This window comes from Nonomuraea maheshkhaliensis (assembly GCF_039529435.1).
Classification (GTDB): Bacteria; Actinomycetota; Actinomycetes; order Streptosporangiales; family Streptosporangiaceae; genus Nonomuraea; species Nonomuraea maheshkhaliensis.
On the sequence record NZ_BAAAMU010000003.1, the window covers coordinates 219,371 to 238,425 of the forward strand.

Consider the following 19,055-nt stretch of genomic DNA (forward strand, 5'->3'; position numbering starts at 1 on the left):
GCCCGGATCGCTTCGTCAGGCGAACTGCATGTGGGCCTTGCCGAATGTCATGAGGCTGATGAGCAGCCGCCGGCTGTGGTGGGCGCGGGGGTGGGCAGGCTGGCGGCGCGGATATGCGCGTGGATGTCGTCGGCGGTGAGGCGAGCAGCCGCGTCGATGTAATGCCGGATGGACCGCCTGTGCTTGAACAGGTGGCCGGTGGTGACTTCCAGACCGCGGTAGCGCTGGGCGAGGTTGGGCCGGTACAGGCAGGCCAGGGTGATGTCGATGTTGGACCCGAGCACGCAGATCGAGCACGACAGGCGGCCGCCGCCGGCGTCGTACCACCAGTGCCGCTCGATACCGTGCTCAGCGTGGTAATCCCAAATGTCCGACAGCGTCCAGTCGTGCAGGGGCCGCCACGTCCACACGCTCCGCTTGGTTTTGTTGGAGGCCACGCGGTTGTACTCGAACGGCGCCTTCTTCATACGCGCGGTGGATTCGTCGCCGCGTTCGCCGTTGACGTCGAGGATGAGCATCTTGCGGCCCAGGGCGCGCTCGCGCACGCGCCGGGTGAAGTCGGCGTGTTTCGGAGCCCGCTTCTGCTCACTTGTACAGTGCCTGCGGGCGGCGTCCGGGAAGGCACCGTACTGCTCGATTTGCTGAATCAAGTCGCCTGGTGTGCCGTCCTTGAGCATGCGTGAGCGCACGACAAACGGCACCCCGTACAGTTCGGCGTCCTGGCGGGCGAGGTCTTTGGCGGAGGGCCGGTCGCCGAACAACTCGACCAAGGTGGCGCCGAACGTCGCGCGATAGTAGTCGGCATACTGGGCGTCGAGCTCGGCGGTGCCGGGCCACTCCACCATGCCCAAGTCGTTGTGCAGGATGGTGACGCGATCCAGGACGCCAGCGGCGCGGGCCAGCTCGCACATGTAGCGGGCCATGACGCGGGAATCTTTGCCGCCTGAATGATTGACGTTGATATCGTCCATCAGCGTCAGGTTCGGCACGAGTTCGTGGCTGGGTTCGATCGTGGTCAGGGCGACGCTCAGCCAGCCGTTGCCGTAGCGGAAGCGGGGCATGCTGACCGGGAACGTTGGGCCGGGCGCGACCTTTTTCAGGGTGACGGACAGCTGGCGCGGCAGCAGCGCAAGGCAAGCAGGGATGGCGGGCACGGTGTTCTCCGTGGCGGTGCGGGCCAAGGGGAGCCTGGCTGGGCGGGGGCGCGGTGAGGGGACGCCGTCGTGCTCAGTTGGACCAGGGGTAATGGACCTCCAGATCGCGGGGAAGGTCCACGCGTGAGTCGCATTGCTGGCACTCGAAGTAGTCGGTTTCGTAGTCGCCCCTCGCTCCGGGATCGGCCACGATGTGGCCGTCGGGGTGCAGGCTGAGTCCGTTCGTCCGACTGGTCGTGTCGTGCTCGACGATCGTGTCCTTGGCGCCGCACTGCGGGCAGACGAGGTGTCCTTGCTGGACGAGCACGGCCGCAGCGGAGACGGGGGTATCACGGTTGATCAATTGGGCGCCCTGGTAGGCGTACCAGCCGGGGCATTTCTCAGGTGTTCCGTTGAGATTGCCGCAGCCGGTGCAGTCCCAGGCGCCGGAGTTGAGAGGCCGGTCGGGATGCTCGTGCACGTCGTGGTGATGCCTGATCGTCCATGCGAAGAGGCGCGCGAGCGGCTCGGCGGCAGGGTCTCAGGTGTGACCGGACTGCCGTAACCGGCTGATTGCGTGGCTGATTTCGCCGATATGCCCAGCTATCTGCTTGACGATGGTCTCCTGGTGGCGTTTACGCGCCTCTCGGAGGAGGCGCACCACATCGTCGATCTCGTCGGCGGCTGCACGCCATTCCGGCTGAAGGTCGGCGGGCATGTCGTGCCGGAGGGTCAGTACCGCGTCGCGGTCGACGGGGTTGAAGTCGAGGGGGCCAGGCGTGCGCGCGAGCTCGGTGGCGCGAGCACGGATGTCGCGCAGACGCTCGCGCTCGGCCTCGTACGCCTGGGCCATCTGCTGGTATTCGTCCGGGTCGTGTTCCTTGAGCCACTCGAACGGAGCGGGGACACGGGACGGTTTGAGCGCCTTCTCTTTCGTGCGGTCGTAGTGAGCGAACACGTTGACCAGCGCACCCTTGGACCACTCGTACCCGTTGCCGGTGTGGCACAGGAGTCGGTAGAGCGCCTGTGTTCGGTTGGCGTGCAGGGATGGGTAGTCGTTGATCAGTTTCTGCACGGTGCAGGTCACAGCGTCGCAGCTCTGGGCTGGCGGGCAGGTTTCGCAGGTGTTGGTGTTAGTCATAAGTACGATCTCCGTCCGGGAAGGAGGGACGGCGGGTGGCGCCGGTGCGCCGACGTCAGCGCACCGGCCGTGCATGGTGTGTGGCCGTCTACAGGAACACGGCGACGATCTCGGCGAACTCCTCGGGCGTGACGGTGCGCACCCCGAGCGACTCGGCCTTGGCCAGCTTGGAACCGGCGTTGTCGCCGGCGACCAGCAGGTTGGTCCTCTTCGACACGCTGGATGAGGTCGAGCCACCCGCCCGCTCCACGAGCTCGTGCATCTGGTTGCGGGTCAGGTGCTCCAGCGAGCCCCGCATGGCGCCGGTCACGACCACTGTCATGCCCTGCAGCGGCGGAGCGGCCTGCGTAGCTTCGGCCGCGCCGTCGGCGTTCGCTGGCTTGGTCGCGGTGGCCGGGTCGGTCATGGAGATACCGGCTGCGACCAACTTGACGATGAGTGGTCGCAGCTCGGCCAGCTCGGCGAGCATCAAGGCGGCCTTCTCGGGCCCCATGCCTTCCACGGCCTGAATCGCCTGGGAATCGGCGGCGAGGATGGCCGTCAACGTGCCGAAATGCCGGGCTATTCTGCGGCTCATGGAGCGGCCGGTGCCGCGCACGCCGAGAGCTGTGAACCACCTGCTGAGCGGCCGGGTCTTGGCCTCCTCGATGGCGGCCAGCAGCTTGTCGGCGCTGGAGGCGCCCATGCGCTCCAGGCCTAGCAGCTGCTCGCGGGTGAGGGAGAACAGGTCGGCGAAGTCGGCGATCAGTTCCGCGTCGAGCATCTGCCGGATGCGGGTCTCGGCTAGGCCCTCGATGTCGAGTTGGTCGCGGCCGACGGCGTAGACGATGGAGGGCAGGGCTCGGCACGCGCGGCCGCGTACGCACCGCCACCGCTCTTGTGAGGTGTCGATCGCATCGCCGCATGACGGGCAGACCTGCGGGATCGGGATCGGCCGCTCGTCGCCGGTGCGCAGGTGGACGACCGGCGCCTCAACCCTCGGGATCACGTCGCCGGCCTTGTACACCACTACGCTGTCGCCCAGCATCAGGCCTCGCCGAGTCAGATCGGCGACGTTGTGGAGCGTGGCGAAGCTGACCGTGCTGCCGTCGATCTCGACGGGCTCCAGCACGGCGCGTGGGGCGATGATGCCGGTGCGGCCGGTATTCCACTCCACGTCGATGAGCTTGGTGATCTTCTCGACGGGTGGGAGCTTATAGGCCACGGCCCAGCGCGGGGCTCGGGAGCTGGAACCTGCCTGTGCCCGATCAATGGCCAGATTGCACTTGATGACCACGCCGTCGATGTGGAAGGGAAGATCGGCACGAGCTGCGGCGATTTCATCGACGCGCTGCTGAACCTCCTCGAGCGTGCGGGCGACGGTGCCGACCACGGCTGAGGGGATGGCGGCGGTGGTCTGGATACCCTTTTCCGCCACCCAGTGCATGATCGAGTTGTGCGGCAGCTTGGGTAGCCGTACCGCCAGCTCAGAGGCGTCGTCGGGGTGCGGAAGCGCGCTGGTGCCGACGAATGTCAGCTCGCTCACGTATGGCCGGTTCTTGGCACCTCGCAGCGTGCCGGCAGCTGCGTTGCGGGGGTTGGCGAAGGTGGTGCCCTCGTGGGCCTGCCGCTTGGCGCACGCCTGCTCGAACTGCTCTTTGGTGAATAGCACCTCGCCGCGAACTTCGATCGTGAGGGGTTCGGCCAACTGGGACGGCAGGCCGATGATCGTGCCGATCGCGTGGCTCACGTCCTCTCCGAGGGATCCATCCCCTCGCGTGATCAACTGCGTAAGCCGGCCCTCGTAATACCGGGCTGCGACTGCGAGCCCATCGAGCTTCGGTTCCACACTCCACGCGAGGACGGCGTGGCCGAGCCGTCGCTGCAGCGCAGTACCCCAGTCGGCGAGCTGGTCAGCGCTGAACACGTTGTCCAGGCTGAGCATGGGTACATGGTGAGGGATGTCGCCGGTCGCCGCGCCGGCGGCGACCTTGCCTGTGGGGGAATCGGGCAGGACAGCGTCGGGGTGAGCGGCCTCGTAAGCGGCAATGTCGCGGAGCAGGTGATCGTAGGTTTCGTCGTCGAGGGCCGACTCGCCGGTGTCGTAGTAGGCCTTGGCCGTGTCGATCGCAAGGGCGACAGCTTCGGCGTACGCGGCGTCGTTGGGCAGAGCAAGGTTAGGAGCTACGGTCATGACGTCCTTCGGTCGAAGTTGACGGGGTATACGTTGCTGCCAGGGGCCGTTGGGGCGTTGGTTCTCGGCGCCCGGTTGGTGACGAGCCGGGCACGGGAAGGCGTCCCCGCATGATGCTGAACTGAGGGCGGCTGTGCCGGTGCGCGCGTTTGGCATGGCTGATTCGGCAGGTGCCGTTGATGGGGCCAGCAGGGGGTTGGCTCCGGGTGGATCGGGCTGGACTGCCTCGCCGTTGTGAGCCGGGGGCCATGTGGACGAGCAGTGCAGGAGGGCTCGCCGCCAGGCGACCGCGCGCAGCGCGGCTCGGCCTTCCTGCACTGCTCGGGCATGGCAGGCTCAGCGCAGCGGCGAGACAGGCAGGCGAGCACTTCTACTGCGAAATCACTCTTGTGCCATTAGAAGAAGTATCGAATCGGTTGGTCACAATCGAGCCTGCGCTGGCGGCCTTGAACACTTCCAGGCTCCCGCCCTATTGGAAGATGGCGGGGCAGGCGGTGGGTCTGTCACTTACCGGTCTCGTTGACATCGACCAGGTGAGGAGCGCCCTCGAGGTTTCCGCAGACGAGGGTCACGCCTTGTTCGGTCAGCGGAATCTCGATGTCGGCCAGGTCCTGGAGAATGGCGCGGGACTCTCGCTCGCCGGTTGCCTTCACGTACGCGGTGAAGCTGTAGCGGGCGTCGTAGGTGTAGGTGCGGGTGGTGAGCTCATGGTCGGGGTCGACGAGGAGTTTGTAGGCGCGTTCGGCCAGTTCACGCTGTCGGGTGGTGAGCTCATGGTCGGGGTCGACGAGGAGTTCGCCGGCAGTTTGGGCGAGACATTCCAAGTCACGGTCGTCGAAGTAGGCGTGGAGGTTGCTGGGCAACGAGTGATCCCTTGCGTTGTCAGGAGGGGGCTTCGCCATCGATCTCGATCAGGTCGGGCACGCCGTCGTCACTGCTGACCTCAGTGACGGTCACACCGTTGTGGCTGTGGTCGATGTCGACACTTTGGAAAGAGGAGATGAGTTGGCGGGCTTCTTCCTCATTGGTGGCCCTCACCTGGGCGACGGCGAACAGCTTGACCTCGAAGGCGTACTCGTGGACGGCGGGGCCGCCGCGCAACGCGTCGGCGACCTTGGCCAGGGCCGCCAAGTGCGGGTCCTCTTCGAAGCGAGTCAACTGCTCAGCAGTCATGGTGGAGTCGCCGTCAACGGAAGTGACACGGTAGAGGCGGGCACGCTCATCGACGGCGATGAGGGTACGGCGAGCCCTGCTCATGTCGTTGGCAGGTGTTCCGTACCTGAGCACCGTCGCGAGGAAGTGGGGCAGGGGGTCGACGCGGTCGGCATACAGGCCGAGGTCATGGTCGACGTCGCCGGTCGCGCCATTGGGGCCGAGGCCGAAGAAGAATGCCGTCCAGTGCCAAGGGCCGAGCTCGGTGAAGGTCAGGCTGGCCGGGGTGCGAGTGGTGTCGAGAGTGATGTCGTATAACGCAGGGGGTTGCTCCCAGCCGTTCGCACCACCCTCACGCTGCTCAACGTGGGTGAGGAAGTTGAGCATCTCCTCGGAAGCGATGATGGTGTGCGCCATGGTGGCGTACCTCTTTCTGCACAGGTCTGGTGAGCTTGTCTGTCCGGGGACGCGGCGTTGAAGTGATCGCACGCTGGTGAGCACGGCGAAGGGCGACAGCCGCTCGACGTCGGCGGCTGCGGACTGCTGGCTGTAGTGCGGCGGCAGTTCGATATGGCCGGGAACGAGGCGGGTGCCATGCGCGGTCGGGGCTGGGCTCCGAAGTCTGGGAAGGCATGCGACCCGTTTACGGGTCCTTCGCTGGAAGCGGCCAGCGAACGGAAGACCGCCTACGCCGAAGGCTGGCCTGCCATTCGCCCAGCGTGCGATTGCCCTGGCGGCGCTTCTGCGTTTTCAAGTTGTTGGCACTCATCCCGACCGGTGCGGGACCCAGCACCGCGAGCCGGTCGTCGTCCTTCTGGGAATGCCAGCCGGCCGCGTGGATGGCCTCTTCCGTGGGAAAAACGTCGGCGACACGGTCGACGGCGGGGTTCAGCTCCGTATCTTCTTTCCCACCGAGCGAGTAGACCCAGTGGAAGTTGGGCGGGCGCGCCGGTTCGACGATGCGTTTGAATCGCAGGACCTCCTTGGTGTACGCGTAGAACTGCACGTGCGGGCTGGCGTTCATGATGGCCAGCCAGGCTTCGGTGTAGGGGTCGGACCAAAAATCCCCACTGTCGTGGACACGCACCCAGGTGTCCCGGGCGAATCGGGGTTGGCGCAACTCGGCACGCATGGCCTGCTCCCACCCCGTCAGGTCCTCCACCACATAGGCCAGATTGGCCAGGTGGCGTTGGCGGACGGAAGGCCACGTGTACGCGCCGGCGCGGGCGTAACAGACGGCGGCACAGACGCCTGCGGCGGGGCAGGTTGTGATCGTTTGTCCGTCCGGCAGGCGAGCTCTCAGGGCGGGAAGCGTCCAGTTGTAGACGCCGATGGCTTTCAGCCGCGAGTTTTGCGTGAGCAGCCGTCGTGGCCGGCGGACGGGCGTCGCGAAGCCGGGCAGTTGCAGCGCGTCAATTTCGTTCATGGGGTGGCCTGGAATGGCTGGAATGCATGATCAAACCTCCTGAGTAGGGGGAGGATGTGCCGCTTGATAGCGGCCCGCGTACGGCTGGGCGTGAGCGTGGAGGGGACAGGCCGCTCGGGTCTCGTACGGCAGCGGGAGGACGCGGCCGTGGGCGGGGACGGCCGCTTCGTCGGCGAGGGGTTGTCCCCGGCCTTTTCCATGGGTGCCGGCCGGGGATGTCGTGCGCTATGCGGGATGGTTGGGTGGTGCCGGCCGTTTCAGGAGGTGCCGGGCTGTGTCCGGCTCGTGTAGGGAACCCTGCAGGCGGTTCGGTACCCGGGAATGCACGCCCGGCCGGAGAACGCCGACGCCACCTCGGGGGAGGCTGGCACGAAAGGCGCACCCCCGCCCCGTGATGCCCGCCTCGGTGAGGCGACGCCCGCTCGGGTGAGGACGACACCGGGCAGGCAGAGTCGCCTGCTGCGGCCGGACCCCTCGATGGCGGTGCGCCGGTCGAATTGTGTGGCGATCTCGTGCCCGTCCTCGTCGCGTTCCTGATGCCAGGTGTAGAGCTCGATGACGAGTTGGAGGGCGTCCCGGTCGCTGTCGATGGTGATGGCCGGGCACGTCCCGCTGTGCCAGGGCAGTTCGTCGATGAGGCGTTCTTCGCTCAGCCCTGCCTCGTGTAGGCAGGCGGCGAGCACTGCGCGGTCGATCGAAAGCATCGCCGCTCCTGATCAGAGCTCGTGAGCGGCCTGGTACCACTGCGGCTTGGCCGGTTCGGGCATACCGAGCGCATCGAGCGCGGTTTGCAGCCTCACAGTGGCCTCCCTCTCGTGCACGACCAGTTCGGCCAGATCGACAGGCTGGGCCGTCTCCCGATCGGACACATTGGTCCGATAGCTGACCAGGAGCCACCGTTCCTGGGCGTCGCTGCCGTATCTGACCAGGTGAACGCCCCACAGATCTTCGGCGAGGTCGTGATCGTCGCCTTTCCGGGTGGGCGTCTCACCCTTGATCGTGAGGAGGTGGGCAGCAGCCTGCTCGCCGAACCCGATCTCGTCGGGGTCGTCCGAGTTGTACCAGTCCAGGTCGGGGCTCCCGTGTGCGTCGGTAGGGACCTTCCAACCGAGCTTGTCACCTGGGCCGCCGAGCTCGTACCCGAAGATGAGCATCCCGGTCGCTGTCATCAGCAGTTCCTTTCATCGTCGGGGCCGTCTCCTGATCAGCCCTTCAACATGGGAAATTGGGGTGATTCGTACTGGGCGTCGTGCTCGAGTCCTTCAGGCGGCTGCTCAGGTGGGCGCGGTGAAAAGGGGAAACGGCATCGCGTTCGCTCCCTACGGATGGCCGCCATGCGGCACCCGCCGCCCGGACGTGGCCAGGCATGTGCCCGGTCGGACCGGACGACGGGTCCTCACCCATGGGGTCGCGCTGCTTGAACCCTTCGCGCTGGGAAGCTTTACCCGCCTTCGTAGCTCCGCTGCGCCAGCGGCGGCGTCGAGCTGCCGCTTACTCGGTGTCGTCCGTGGGCGGGCCGGCGTGAGCGTGCGTGGGCGAACCGAGCGTGCACGTCCAGTCCTGCAGGGCCGCATGGGCGGCATGCACCCACTCGGCTGCGCCGCTCTCCCCGTTCGCATCAAGCTGGGTGATCTGCGCCATGAGCGTGACGTCCAGTTCCTTCCAGACCGCGTTCACATCGTTGCGGGCCGCGCCAGGGTCCTCGAGCAGGGCGCGCCACCTCTGGGTCTTCTCGGCGAGCGATGGGTCCAGCGGGGCCAGGGCGGCCTGGAGCTCGTCACGGGTCATGGCGGAGAGCGGCCGCTGAACGCGACGTCGCGCGGCCTCGGCCAGAGCGCGGGCCAGGAGCGGAGGCTCACAAACGTCACGCTCGCGCAGAGCCAGGAGCACGTCGGTCAGGCCGCGCAGCTGCTCGTCGTTCACGCCTTGCACGGTGGCGTCAGCGTGCCGCTTGCCCAGCAGCAGGAGCGCGCGGCCGCGGCCTTCGACGTAGTCGCGGTTGGGCCCGCAGTAGCCGCGCCGGCGCGCGGCCAGATCGAGGGCGACCAGCTGGGCCGCGGTGTCGCGTTTCCTCCCCCGCCGCGGGCCGCGCAGGGCCAGCCATACGCCGGTGGCGAACCGGTCGAGATCGGCTTCGTCCGTGTCCTTGAGCTCGTTGCTGAACGTGGCGATTCGGGCAGCGTACGGGCGGGCGGCGGCCGCTGCGGCGACAGCGGCCCGGTCGAGGCAGAACCGGTGCGCGACGCGTTCGGCCCGACCGGCGACGTTGATCTGCTCGTCCTCAGGCCAGGCGGTGGGCGCCGTGGGTCGGCGGGCGACGGGCTGCCGCACGGTCAGCACGATGCCGGAGTTACCAGGCGTGGGCCCGCGGAAGGCGCCGGCTCGGGCCCCGTCCTCGGTGCGCCAAGTCGCGGCGGTCAGATGCAGGACGCGGCCGAGATGGGCACGAACCGTGCCGCACACGACGATCTGGGTCCCCTCGGGGACCGGCTGCCCATCGTTGGCGGCCAGTTCATCGCTGGCGATGCGCGTGCCATCACCGTGGCCGGTGTACCTCGTGGCCAGGACGGTGGCGCTGACCTCGACGTCGTCGCCGGGTTCGCAATTGACGCTGTCCAGGGAGAAACCGCGCTCGTCGGTGCGCTCGTCGGCGATCGGTGTGACCCAGGAATCGGTCGGCTGCCGATCCAGCCGGACCACGCGCCTGAGCCATGGACGTACCGCGTTGGGCGGGCTGGCGGGTAGCGGGATCTTACGGCCAGCCCGATCATGGAGGGTGACCTCGGTCAGTCCGCCCGTCGGCTGGGCCTGGCTGACCCGGCCTCGCACGAGCACGCCGAACGTACGATCGGCCAGCCCGAAATCGTGCAGCCACCTCGGTTCCCGCTCCAGGAACTCCACCCAATCGCCTGGCTTGAGCATGCGGCCGGGCATGACCACGCCTCGCCGACGGCCCGTGGTGTCATAGACGCGCACGTCCGGCGCGAGCTCGACCAGGACGTTACGCAGAACCTCCATCGGCTCGGGGGCGTTTTCGAAGTGGAGCAGGTATTCGCCGACGCCCCGTTCCTCGGCCTGTTCGATCAACACTGCCTCATCGTGACAACGGATCGTCATCCCAGGCTGAGATGGTCACCGTAGGCTTTGCCCTCCGGCGCGGTCGCCCGGTTGGGGTCGACCGCTCGGTCGAGGAAGGCACGCGCAGCCGTCGTGGCCTTGTTGTTGGCGGCGTCCCACTCGCCTTTCACACGTCGCACCGCTTGGCCGAGGGTTTCACCGAGGTCCGAGCGCCACGATGTGGCGTATTGGGGCAGGGCCGGATCGCCCCAGTTCATCGGTGCACCACCGGCGCCGGTGATGGCCTCGTATCGGTGGGCGAGCTCGATCGAGGCTCTGGCGCCGCCCCATTCGGAGTCGGCGATGTTCGGCAGCCACAGGCCGGATTGGGCGTGGAGATACCGCCACCTGCGGGAGTTGGACTTGACCAGGAGCAGGCCGCCGCCGTCGGCGAGCTTGAGCGACGGGTCGTCGGCCAGAGCGGCCAGCTCGCCACGAGTCTTCTGCTGGTTGGACAGGTGGCGCAGGTGGTCTCTGGCCTGCTCGATCGTGGCGAGACCGCCGGCGTTGACGGGCCCGGGTCCGGGCTGAGGGTGGGCCGGGCCTGTGAGGCGTTGTTCCGCCACGTCGTCGGTCGAGGCGACGGAAGTGTCTCCGGGCCGCGCGCGCGGTTCAACCTCACGGGGTTTGACGAGTTCACGGATGGACGGATCGATGCCAGTCATGTGCAGCTCCGAGAGGGGGACGACAAGCAGGCGGCTCAGTGCGCGTTTTGCGGCTGGACTGTCAGCCGCACGGGGTGCTCATTCGTCGAGAAGGTCGAACCAGTCGTCGAGCGGCCGGACGGGCGTTGTGTCGGCCGCGCCGGCGGCTGTGAGGGGTCTGATGAGAGCGAGGAAGGTGCCGCCCACGGTGGCGATGATCGCGTTGTCGGCGCCGCGCAGTTGAAGATGCAGCGACGTCTCAGGCGTGGTGAGAGCCTGGGCGGGTCCGAGCCGGGCCAGGTAGGAGGCGTCGACCGCGAGATGGCCGGTGGGGACGTCGGCGGGGGGCAGGTTCGCCGTGACGATCTTCCGCCACGGCAGTTCGCTGGGCTGGGCAGGGATGTACACGTCGGTCCGCATGTAGGCGAGGACGAGTTTGTCGTTTTCGATGGCCAGGTCGACACGGGTTTCGTCGTTGATGGTGTCGAGGTGCGCGGCGATCGTGTCAGCGGGCACGGACACGCACGTGGTGAAGTCTGCGGTCGCGGCGGTGAGCGGCTCGCGGACGATGGCCAGGGTGTGACGGTCGGAGCAGATGAGGCGCAGGTCACCACGGGCGACCTCGACGTGGAGATGGGTGAATGGCAGGGCGTCGTAGCGGCCAGCGAAGGGCAGCACCGCCCTGGTTAGGGACTTGAAGTGCTTTCCCCTGGTGTGCAGCAGAGCGGCGGGGCTGGCGAGGGTGATGGTCACGCGTATGTTCTCCAAGATGGGGCGGCGACGGCGCTGCCGCCCGGGAGGGCGTCAGAGCGCGGAAGCGAGTTCGTCGATCTGGCGGCGGGTCTCGTCGAAACCGTTCTGCTCGGTCAGAAAGGTGAGTTGTTCGCCGATGCCGCCGTTGTTGATGTCGCTGGCGACGTCGTGAACGAGGTCCGCGAGGACATCGGTGTCCAGGCCACGGTGTTGGGCGTAGCCGGCCAGGCCGTCGAACTGGATGGCCTCGTTGATGAACGCTTCGAGAAGTTGGTTCCGCTGGTCGATGAGGTGGGTGAGCACGGTGCGGATGACCGGCTCGCCGGGGGTGTCGTTGGCGCTTTCGAGGCTCTCAATGCCGATGGGGTCGGACTGGAGGTGGCATCGGGGGGCGAGGGTGGCTGTGAGGAGGAAGTCGTCGTTGCGGGAATCGGCGACGCACCACAGGGTGATGCCGGTGATGGCGTCGATACGGTGCGGGTCGCCTTCGAGCAGGTCATCGTGGAGCGCCCGCTGGGCACGAATGAGCACGGTGTGAACGTCGTCGAAGCAGTGGACGGTGAAGCGCCGCGAGCTCTCGCAGCATCCTCGCCGACGCCTGCAGGACCTCCTTGCTGCGGGCGTCGCACTCGAACAGGTGATTCTCCTCGAGGGAGATAGCACGCCGTAGGAGGAGCCTGCGCGCCCGTTCTGCCTCGGTGCTCATCGTACGCTTCGTCCGCTCAGCGAGTACGCATCAGGCAGAGTGGCCGCTTCGGGGGAGACCACTGGGTGAGCCGGTGCTCGCTTGGTTCCTTCACTGTCGCCGCTGGTGATGCCCAGCATGAGATTCCTCCTGTGAGTCAATCTCCTGGCTCGCCACCGACGGGCCAGGTCCTCAAGTGCGTTCGGTGCCTTCTCACGGCTGTCCGCGAGGGGCCGATGGTGGTCGGCGGCGATGTGCTGGACCACCGCCCGTCCCTGGTCTCGTGCAGGATCGGGGACACGGCGTGAGCGCCATGTGGCGCGACTGGGCGGGATGCACAGCAGTGGGTAGGCATGCGCGGCTGCTCAGTCGGACATCATCTCCTCGATGAGGGCGACAATCTCCTGGCCGGCCGAACGGTGACCTTGGGTGGGGTCGGTGATGCTCCAGACGGTTTCGTCCGCAGGCGGTTGCGATCGCCACTGCTGAGCCAGTTCCCAGACGCGGTCGATAACCCCCTCGGTCTGCTCGGCCCAGCGCTGCCACAGCTCGACCTGCTTGCGGAAGCGGTTGGCTCGTCTCGCGCAATTCGCCATAAACGAGCGCAGCCCCTCGTCGCTGCCAGCGAGTGTGGCTTTCGCGGCGTCAAGCTCGGCTTGCAACCGCGTCGCGCGATGCTGGTGGACGCCTGCCATCGTGTTGGCGGCGTTGCAGGCCAGGGTTTTGTGGGTCACTTCGTGTCGCAGCCGCTTGAGTTCTTTTGCGTGTAGCGCCACGGCTGCGGCAGCGAGTTGATCGACTGTTCGGGATGGTCGGTGAGGTGCGGCCATGTGGTGGTGAATACTTCGGCGAGCTTCCGGCGAAGGTCGAGGTCGTCAGTCAGCATCCACCACCTCCGTGCCGGTGTTCAGGAGGGGCACGTCGGTATGGGTGAGAGCCGCCAGATCGGTGATGGACTTCAGGTCCGGGTTTCCCACCAGGTATCCGAGGCCGCGGTGCACATGAATGCTGAGCTGCCGCGCGATGGTGTCCTCATCGAGAGGCAGGGCGTCGCGGCGGCATCGCAGCCGGAGCATCCCCCACAGCACATCGCCGTACGGGCCCGCGAGCGTGCGCCAGTCGATCTCCAGGGTCGAGTCGGCGCGCTCGGGCTTCTGCGGGGGGATACTGGGGTCGGCCAGTGACCGGCACAGGGCAAGGCGGCTGAGCACCGCCCAGGTGGGCAGGGCGGTGCGGCGTTTGAGGGTGATGAGGCGGTTGCGACCTTGCTCGCTGAACCGCAGGCGCTCAACGGGCATGGGTGGCCTCCTCGGCGTGCCAGGCGTATCCGGTGCGAATCGTGGTGGACGCTGTGGCCATGTCGAATTCGAGCTGATAGGTGTGCCCGATGTGCTCAGCGAGGAGCGGGACTTCGGCGTCGGTGATCTCCTTGTCGGTCGACAGCAGCAGGACCTGGCGGGCGGCAGCCGGGAAGTACCGCTCGATCAGGTGGGTCCGATGGGGTCCGTCGAGCCGCGCGAGCGGGGTGTCGATCACAACCGGTAGCTGGTGACGGGACGCACGCGCCAGTCCCCACAACAAGCTGACCGCCAGCAGTTCCCGTTCTCCTGCCGACAGCTTGTGCGCGGGCAACGATCGCGTCCCGGCCCCGGTACGGGTCTGCAGAGTGACGGCGAATGTCTCGACATCGATCGTCACGTCGCTCACCAGATCGGTCTTGCGCAACAGGGCGCGTAGGCAGGCAAGGACCTCCCCTTGAATGCGGCCGATGTGGTGCTGGATGAGCCGGGTCCGGTACTTGGCCAGCGTTTCCCGGGATTTCTTGCTGTAGGCGAGGATCCGGCGCGCGTCTTCTACGCCTGCCCACGCCTCGGCGTACTCCTTGTAGGCGTCCGCGCGCAGCCGTTCCGCCCGCTCGGTTTCCCGGGCGGTGCGCCGCTCGTCCTCCTCGGCCTGCGCGAGTTCCCGAGTCGCGGCTTCTACTGCGGCATGCGCCTGTTTCCGGTCGTCTGCGACCTGCTGGATTGACTCCGGGTTCGGAACCGATGCAAGGCGCCGCTCGAGCGTGCTGGCTTCCTCCATCAGACCGGTGTGCGCCGCAACCAAGCCGGTGACGGTCTTGTTCGCGACCGGGAGCTCGGTGTCGAGCAGCCGCCGTGCCTGCGCGGTGGCGTACGGGGACAGAGCGACGATGGCCTCGCTGCGCGCGCTCTCTCGCCGGGCCTGAGTGTCGGCGTCGAGCACGGCTCGCACCTGCTCCAGCGTCGCGCGCGTGAGGCCGTTGCCGGCCAGTTCGGCAAGGACGGCCCGGTCGCGTTCCGGGAGGGCGTCGGCCAGGACGCGCTGCCGGTCCCCGTCGGTCTCGGCTTCGGCCCGTTCGACGACCTCGGCGAGCAGCTCTGAGGCGAGCAGCAGCGGAGCACAGCCACCGGTGATGACCTCTCGCATGTCATCCTCGGCCTGCCGGATCCGGTCCTTGGCCGTGGCGAGCGCGTGTTCGAGGGCGCGGCGCTGCTCCCACAGGTCGCCTCCGGCGATCCGGTACGCCTCGTCCGCCTTGTCCGCGTCCTCGCGCGCCTTGGTCAGCCGGGCCTGGGCGGCCTTGACCGCCCCGCTCGCGCGGGCATGCTCGGCGTGCGCGGTGACCGCGTCGGCGTCACGGGTTGCCTTCAGCGTCGTGACGTGGGGCGGGACCTCCTGGTCGCGTTTGCGGGTGCGGGCCTCGACCACTTTGAGGTCGGCCACAAGTTGGTCGGTGAGGTCTACACCGAGCAGTCCGTGGATGGCGGTACGGAGCACCTGCTGGGCCATGGCGGGGTCGGACAGGGCCTGGATCTGCTCGCCGTCGAAGAAGAACAACGGGGCCAACCGGGCGGGGACCCAGGCTTCGACCCGGTCTGCCCAATCGGCGGTCAGGGCGTCATCCGGGGCGAGCACACCGGCGAGGTTGTCGTCGCACAGCACGCGAACCTTTTCCGCTGTTCCCGAGCCGGTCACATGCCAGGATCGGCACACTCGGATCCGGATCACGCGATCTTCCCGCGTGATCCGAAACTCCAGCTCGACCGCGGCGCCCTCGCCGGCCGGGCAGCTGCGGTGGATCTGCCCCGCGAGGTAGCGCTCGTAGCCGTCACGGCCACGACCGGCCAGACGAGCTCGGCTGCCGAACAAGGCGAGCTGAATCGCATCCAGCAGCGTGGTCTTGCCGCAACCATTGAGGCCGCCGATCAGGACGACCGGCCGATCCGATGCAGGCGGGGTGAGGGTGAGCGTGTGGGTTCCGGAGAAGACCCCGAAGTTGTGCAGGGTCAACTCGTCAAAGATCATGGATGCCTTCCTGAGCTGAAACGGTGACGGGCGCGCGGCCGGGGTCAGCGAGTACGGCTGATCAGTCCTCGCCGGGGAAGCGGACCTGAATGTCAGTGAGCGGAACGCCCGACATGATGTGGACCCGCTCGCGCAGCGTCAGCATTGGGGCCGACCACATGTCACCACCGGTTCCGGAGGTGGGCTCACCGTTGAGGTCGCGGAAGAGGAGGAACCACTTGCCGTGCCGCAGGTAGGTGAACTCCGCCGTGACGGCGAGCGCCCCGCCGACGTAGATGTTGAACGTCTCGGCAACGCCCTCTCCGGGCTCGCATTCTGGCGGATTGCCGGGGTCGTACTCGATGAACGCAGGCGTCATAGAGGTTACGGATGCGGGGTCGGGGGCCTGGCTGGTCATGGGGAGGATCCCTGCTCTCAGGAGGCGTTCGTGTTGCTGCGATGGGGTGTGGCAGATCAGGCGCGTGGTGCAGTCGTGGCCGCGAGGCGCGCCTCTCAGGCACCATGCGTGACCGTTCGCTTCGCCCGGTCAATCGCGCTTCCACTGCTCCTCAATCCAGTCGTCGGCTACGAGGCCAGGACGGCGCTCCCGCCAGTTGTTGAGCGTCGCCTCGTATGCGGGGCCGTCGTAGAAGCGGGAGAACCCATGCTGACGGGCATAATTCCGCCACGAGGCCCGCACGCTTTCGTAGGACTCGGCGGAGTAGTTCGAAACCCCCGGCTGGGTCGATGTCCTCTTGCGCGACGCCCACGGCCAGACACAGGCCGATCCGCGCGTCGGCCAGTGACGTTCGCCGATCGGCGGCGGCCACCTCATCAAGATCGCCGGTCGTGGTGTAATACCTCATCAGGAGCCGCGCCCGCGAGCGCAACGCGTTCTCAGAGATGGTCATGAAGGTCCCTTCAGTCGGGCGCCTCCACCAGTCCTGTGGGGGAAGCCGGACATGGCCGTGCTGCCGGGTGCTCGTGCTCGCAGCCGGCGGTCACTGTGGCCACCGCTAGGCGGGATCCATCCCGCTCGGAGCCTCTCGCTACGCCTCGCAGCGTCGGCGTCGGACGGTCATGGATAGTTCGGACCTTTGTTGGGTTGGCGATCGATCAGCTGCCGTCCGGGAAGCAGACCCGCCGTTCGGGCGCCGATACTCCGCGTCGAGCGCGAAGAGGTGCAAGACTCGCCCCTCAGGCGACCGCGCGCAGCGCGGCGTGGTCTTGCGCCGGATGCGCGGACGCGGCAGGCTCCCAACGGTCGGCGGGTAGCATGCCATGGCCCTCGTATCTCACGTCCTCACCGTGCCCCTACCTGATCGGCTCCTCGGCCGCCTCGACGACGCGGTAGTACTCCGAGAGCCGGACCGGTTCCCAGATGCTCAGGTCTACTTGGTCGTCTGGGAGGGGGTTGGCCCATTCGGCGTACAGGGCGCCGTCCATGAACCGCAGCCCACTGAGCAGGCGCCTCAAGCCGATCCACACGATTGCGGGCATGCCAGGCAGTCGGCGGGGGTCGGGGCGCGGCTCAGCCAGCGCAGCCGCGATCTGCTTACCTTTCGTTGTTGACCGGCGCGGCAGGAAAAGACCGTTTTTCGGGTTGTGTCTCCACCCTTGCGGCGGCTGGGTGATGTCGTCCCCGGCGGCGGGTGCGATGCCCTCGAAGGTGCCGAACGGTTCATCGATGTAGACCTCCCGACCGGACAGCCCGTGCTCGGTGAGGGTGGCATGCACGCGGTCACGCCACGTGTCGACGGCGTTGTTGACCTCGCGCCAGCGCTGGAGCACCTCGGGGTTGGTGGTGCGGTAGACGGTCAGCTTGATATCCATGCGGGGTTCCCCTGGGCAGCAGAAGCGAAAAGGCCCCGGCCGAAGCGGGGGCATGACTGAGGCGGCGGCTGCTAGCGGGCGGCCCAGCCGAAGAAGTACCACTGGGGGTTGTTCGGCCCGTCCACCAGGACGGGGATCGCTCCGGCGGGGCCCCACTTGTCATTAACGCGGGGATCTTCCGCTTCCATGAGGTCGTGGGCGAAGGATTCCGCGATCTCGAGCGGCAGAGGTGTCTCGCAGACGACGACGAAGCCGGCGTCGTCCTTGTCAGCGATGCTGCCGCGAGTACTGAACCTGCGGGCTTCTTGCACGGCGGCGCTGAACGCGGCCGCCGCGGTGTCAGCCTCCCAAGGGCCGGAGGTGAAGTCGATGGCGCCCATCTCGGCGGTCTTCCTTTGAGCGGGGGAGCGATGGGGTGGTGAAACGTGAGCGCGCCCCTCGGCGGGAGGAGAAGCGTGCTGGCTGGCCGCGTCGCGGGCGGCCTCGTCGAGCGCGGCCAGGACCTCGGCGCGCGTGCGAGTCTTGACGTCGTTCCAGGTGATCAGCCAGTAGGCCCTGTCGGGCTTGTCGACTTCGGGAGTCTTGTCGAGGTCGTAGCCGAGACGGGTTGCCAGGGCCTCCGCTGCGGTCTCCGCGAGCTCCCAGCGCGCGGCCTGGTCCTCGGAGTCGTCGTGACCGTCCGGCCACGTCTGCGGCGGCAGCCCGGCGGCGCGGAAGATGGCCTCGATCAAGCACACGGGACATTCCTCGAGGGGCCGCTCGGGCGGGAAGCCGTTGTCGACGTAGCGGTCCTGGACCCAGCCGAGGGTGCGCAGGATCTGGGCCGCGCCGAAGTAGACGTCGGCCAGCGACGGGAGGGCAGTCATGCGTCCTCACAGGATCGGGTCGGGGGCGGGCAGGGCTGCCTGCAGGGCTCGCCCTCGGCAGCGCCGCACCCGGGCTGGCACGGGATGGACAGCTCGTCGTCGGCCGGCAGCTCGTCGTCGCGGACGCGGGCCGCGGGGTCGCCGTACACCAGCGGGTCGATCACAGCGGCCACAGCAGCAGACAGGACGTGCTGCCGGGGCGGGGCTTGCCGACCACCTCGTTGTCCCAGCCGTCCGGCGTCGGAACGAAGTGAGCGTTCGGGCTCACCATGCCGAGCGGAGTGAAGCGGTTGCCCTCTGGGTCGGATGACAGGACGACCTTGGCGTCGTCCGGCTGGTCAGCGGCCAGCCTCTTCAGCATCCCCCAGGTCAGCTCCTGCATCTGCTGTGCTTCGTCGGTGAAGTACAGGGACTCCAAAACGTCATCCTCGGGGATCTCGTCGGGCATCTCGCTCGCTCGAGCACTCATCGCGTTGCGCCTTTCTGCTGGTTCTTCGGGTTGATCATCGGGTGGTCTCCTGCCGGTCCGGGTCGTACCACCAGCCGCCGTCGTCGAGGTAGAAGCCGACCTCGAGCATCGACGGGCTCGTCAGAGGGTGGTGGTCGCTGAGCACCACCGGATACAGCCGGTCGTGGTGGTCGTACGGGTAGGCACACACCTGGACCTGGATCTTCCGGCCGGTGATGCCCATGTGGCTCGCGGCCTCGGTGCCCTTGCCGACGACCTCCACCACGTCGCCGACCTGGACGTAGCGCTTACCCATCGGCTTTGGGTGTAGCTCTTTTGCAGTGACTTATTCGATCAGGCGCCGAGGGTGTATTCGTC

General features: G+C 67.5%; 22 protein-coding genes. All 22 read right to left on the reverse strand.

Annotated elements, in window-relative coordinates; all coding sequences use genetic code 11:
- Window positions 1-47: 47 nt before the first annotated feature.
- Window positions 48-1,154 (reverse strand): phosphoadenosine phosphosulfate reductase domain-containing protein, encoded by a 1,107-nt coding sequence (locus ABFX54_RS03970; protein ID WP_346101498.1) that lies wholly within the window; start codon window positions 1,152-1,154, stop codon window positions 48-50.
- 73 nt (window positions 1,155-1,227) lie between these two features.
- Window positions 1,228-1,614, reverse strand: coding sequence for a hypothetical protein (locus ABFX54_RS03975; protein ID WP_346101499.1), 387 nt, complete (start codon window positions 1,612-1,614; stop codon window positions 1,228-1,230).
- Between the two features lie 60 nt (window positions 1,615-1,674).
- On the reverse strand, window positions 1,675-2,274 hold the full coding sequence (locus tag ABFX54_RS03980) for a hypothetical protein (protein ID WP_346101500.1): 600 nt from the start codon (window positions 2,272-2,274) through the stop codon (window positions 1,675-1,677).
- Between the two features lie 88 nt (window positions 2,275-2,362).
- Window positions 2,363-4,447: an NAD-dependent DNA ligase LigA gene (ligA, locus tag ABFX54_RS03985; RefSeq protein ID WP_346101501.1), complete on the reverse strand. Its 2,085-nt coding sequence runs from the start codon at window positions 4,445-4,447 to the stop codon at window positions 2,363-2,365.
- Between the two features lie 503 nt (window positions 4,448-4,950).
- Window positions 4,951-5,310, reverse strand: coding sequence for a hypothetical protein (locus ABFX54_RS03990; protein ID WP_346101502.1), 360 nt, complete (start codon window positions 5,308-5,310; stop codon window positions 4,951-4,953).
- A gap of 19 nt (window positions 5,311-5,329) precedes the next feature.
- A complete protein-coding gene (locus ABFX54_RS03995; RefSeq protein ID WP_346101503.1) occupies window positions 5,330-6,016 on the reverse strand; it encodes a hypothetical protein in 687 nt (228 codons plus the stop codon).
- Window positions 6,017-6,242: 226 nt separating this feature from the next.
- Entirely contained in the window at window positions 6,243-7,025 is a 783-nt protein-coding gene (locus ABFX54_RS04000) for a GP88 family protein (protein ID WP_346101504.1), read from the reverse strand.
- A gap of 257 nt (window positions 7,026-7,282) precedes the next feature.
- Window positions 7,283-7,729, reverse strand: coding sequence for a hypothetical protein (locus ABFX54_RS04005; protein ID WP_346101505.1), 447 nt, complete (start codon window positions 7,727-7,729; stop codon window positions 7,283-7,285).
- A gap of 12 nt (window positions 7,730-7,741) precedes the next feature.
- Window positions 7,742-8,179, reverse strand: a complete 438-nt coding sequence (locus ABFX54_RS04010; RefSeq protein ID WP_346101506.1) for a hypothetical protein — start codon at window positions 8,177-8,179, stop codon at window positions 7,742-7,744.
- A gap of 337 nt (window positions 8,180-8,516) precedes the next feature.
- The gene (locus ABFX54_RS04015) at window positions 8,517-10,115 is read right to left on the reverse strand and encodes a hypothetical protein (protein ID WP_346101507.1); all 1,599 of its coding nucleotides are present in this window, start codon (window positions 10,113-10,115) and stop codon (window positions 8,517-8,519) included.
- A gap of 23 nt (window positions 10,116-10,138) precedes the next feature.
- Window positions 10,139-10,807, reverse strand: coding sequence for a hypothetical protein (locus ABFX54_RS04020; RefSeq protein WP_346101508.1), 669 nt, complete (start codon window positions 10,805-10,807; stop codon window positions 10,139-10,141).
- Between the two features lie 78 nt (window positions 10,808-10,885).
- Window positions 10,886-11,539 (reverse strand): beta clamp domain-containing protein, encoded by a 654-nt coding sequence (locus tag ABFX54_RS04025; protein ID WP_346101509.1) that lies wholly within the window; start codon window positions 11,537-11,539, stop codon window positions 10,886-10,888.
- Between the two features lie 51 nt (window positions 11,540-11,590).
- A complete protein-coding gene (locus ABFX54_RS04030) occupies window positions 11,591-12,070 on the reverse strand; it encodes a hypothetical protein (RefSeq protein ID WP_346101510.1) in 480 nt (159 codons plus the stop codon).
- Between the two features lie 519 nt (window positions 12,071-12,589).
- Window positions 12,590-12,958, reverse strand: coding sequence for a hypothetical protein (locus tag ABFX54_RS04035; RefSeq protein WP_346101511.1), 369 nt, complete (start codon window positions 12,956-12,958; stop codon window positions 12,590-12,592).
- On the reverse strand, window positions 12,955-13,110 hold the full coding sequence (locus ABFX54_RS04040; protein ID WP_346101512.1) for a hypothetical protein: 156 nt from the start codon (window positions 13,108-13,110) through the stop codon (window positions 12,955-12,957). Before ABFX54_RS04040 ends, ABFX54_RS04035 begins: the two co-directional genes overlap by 4 nt.
- Entirely contained in the window at window positions 13,100-13,522 is a 423-nt protein-coding gene (gene dndE / locus ABFX54_RS04045) for a DNA sulfur modification protein DndE (protein ID WP_346101513.1), read from the reverse strand. Before dndE ends, ABFX54_RS04040 begins: the two co-directional genes overlap by 11 nt.
- On the reverse strand, window positions 13,512-15,551 hold the full coding sequence (gene dndD / locus ABFX54_RS04050) for a DNA sulfur modification protein DndD (RefSeq protein ID WP_346101514.1): 2,040 nt from the start codon (window positions 15,549-15,551) through the stop codon (window positions 13,512-13,514). The genes dndE and dndD overlap by 11 nt, the downstream gene beginning before the upstream one ends.
- Before the next feature lie 61 nt (window positions 15,552-15,612).
- A complete protein-coding gene (locus ABFX54_RS04055; protein ID WP_346101515.1) occupies window positions 15,613-15,948 on the reverse strand; it encodes a hypothetical protein in 336 nt (111 codons plus the stop codon).
- An 896-nt stretch (window positions 15,949-16,844) separates the two neighbouring features.
- Entirely contained in the window at window positions 16,845-17,363 is a 519-nt protein-coding gene (locus ABFX54_RS04060) for a hypothetical protein (protein WP_346101516.1), read from the reverse strand.
- 71 nt (window positions 17,364-17,434) lie between these two features.
- Entirely contained in the window at window positions 17,435-18,229 is a 795-nt protein-coding gene (locus tag ABFX54_RS04065; protein WP_346101517.1) for a DUF6197 family protein, read from the reverse strand.
- Window positions 18,230-18,389: 160 nt separating this feature from the next.
- Complete coding sequence (locus ABFX54_RS04070) at window positions 18,390-18,698, reverse strand: hypothetical protein (protein WP_346101518.1); 309 nt, start codon at window positions 18,696-18,698, stop codon at window positions 18,390-18,392.
- A gap of 34 nt (window positions 18,699-18,732) precedes the next feature.
- Window positions 18,733-18,993 (reverse strand): hypothetical protein, encoded by a 261-nt coding sequence (locus tag ABFX54_RS04075; protein ID WP_346101519.1) that lies wholly within the window; start codon window positions 18,991-18,993, stop codon window positions 18,733-18,735.
- Window positions 18,994-19,055 lie beyond the last annotated feature (62 nt).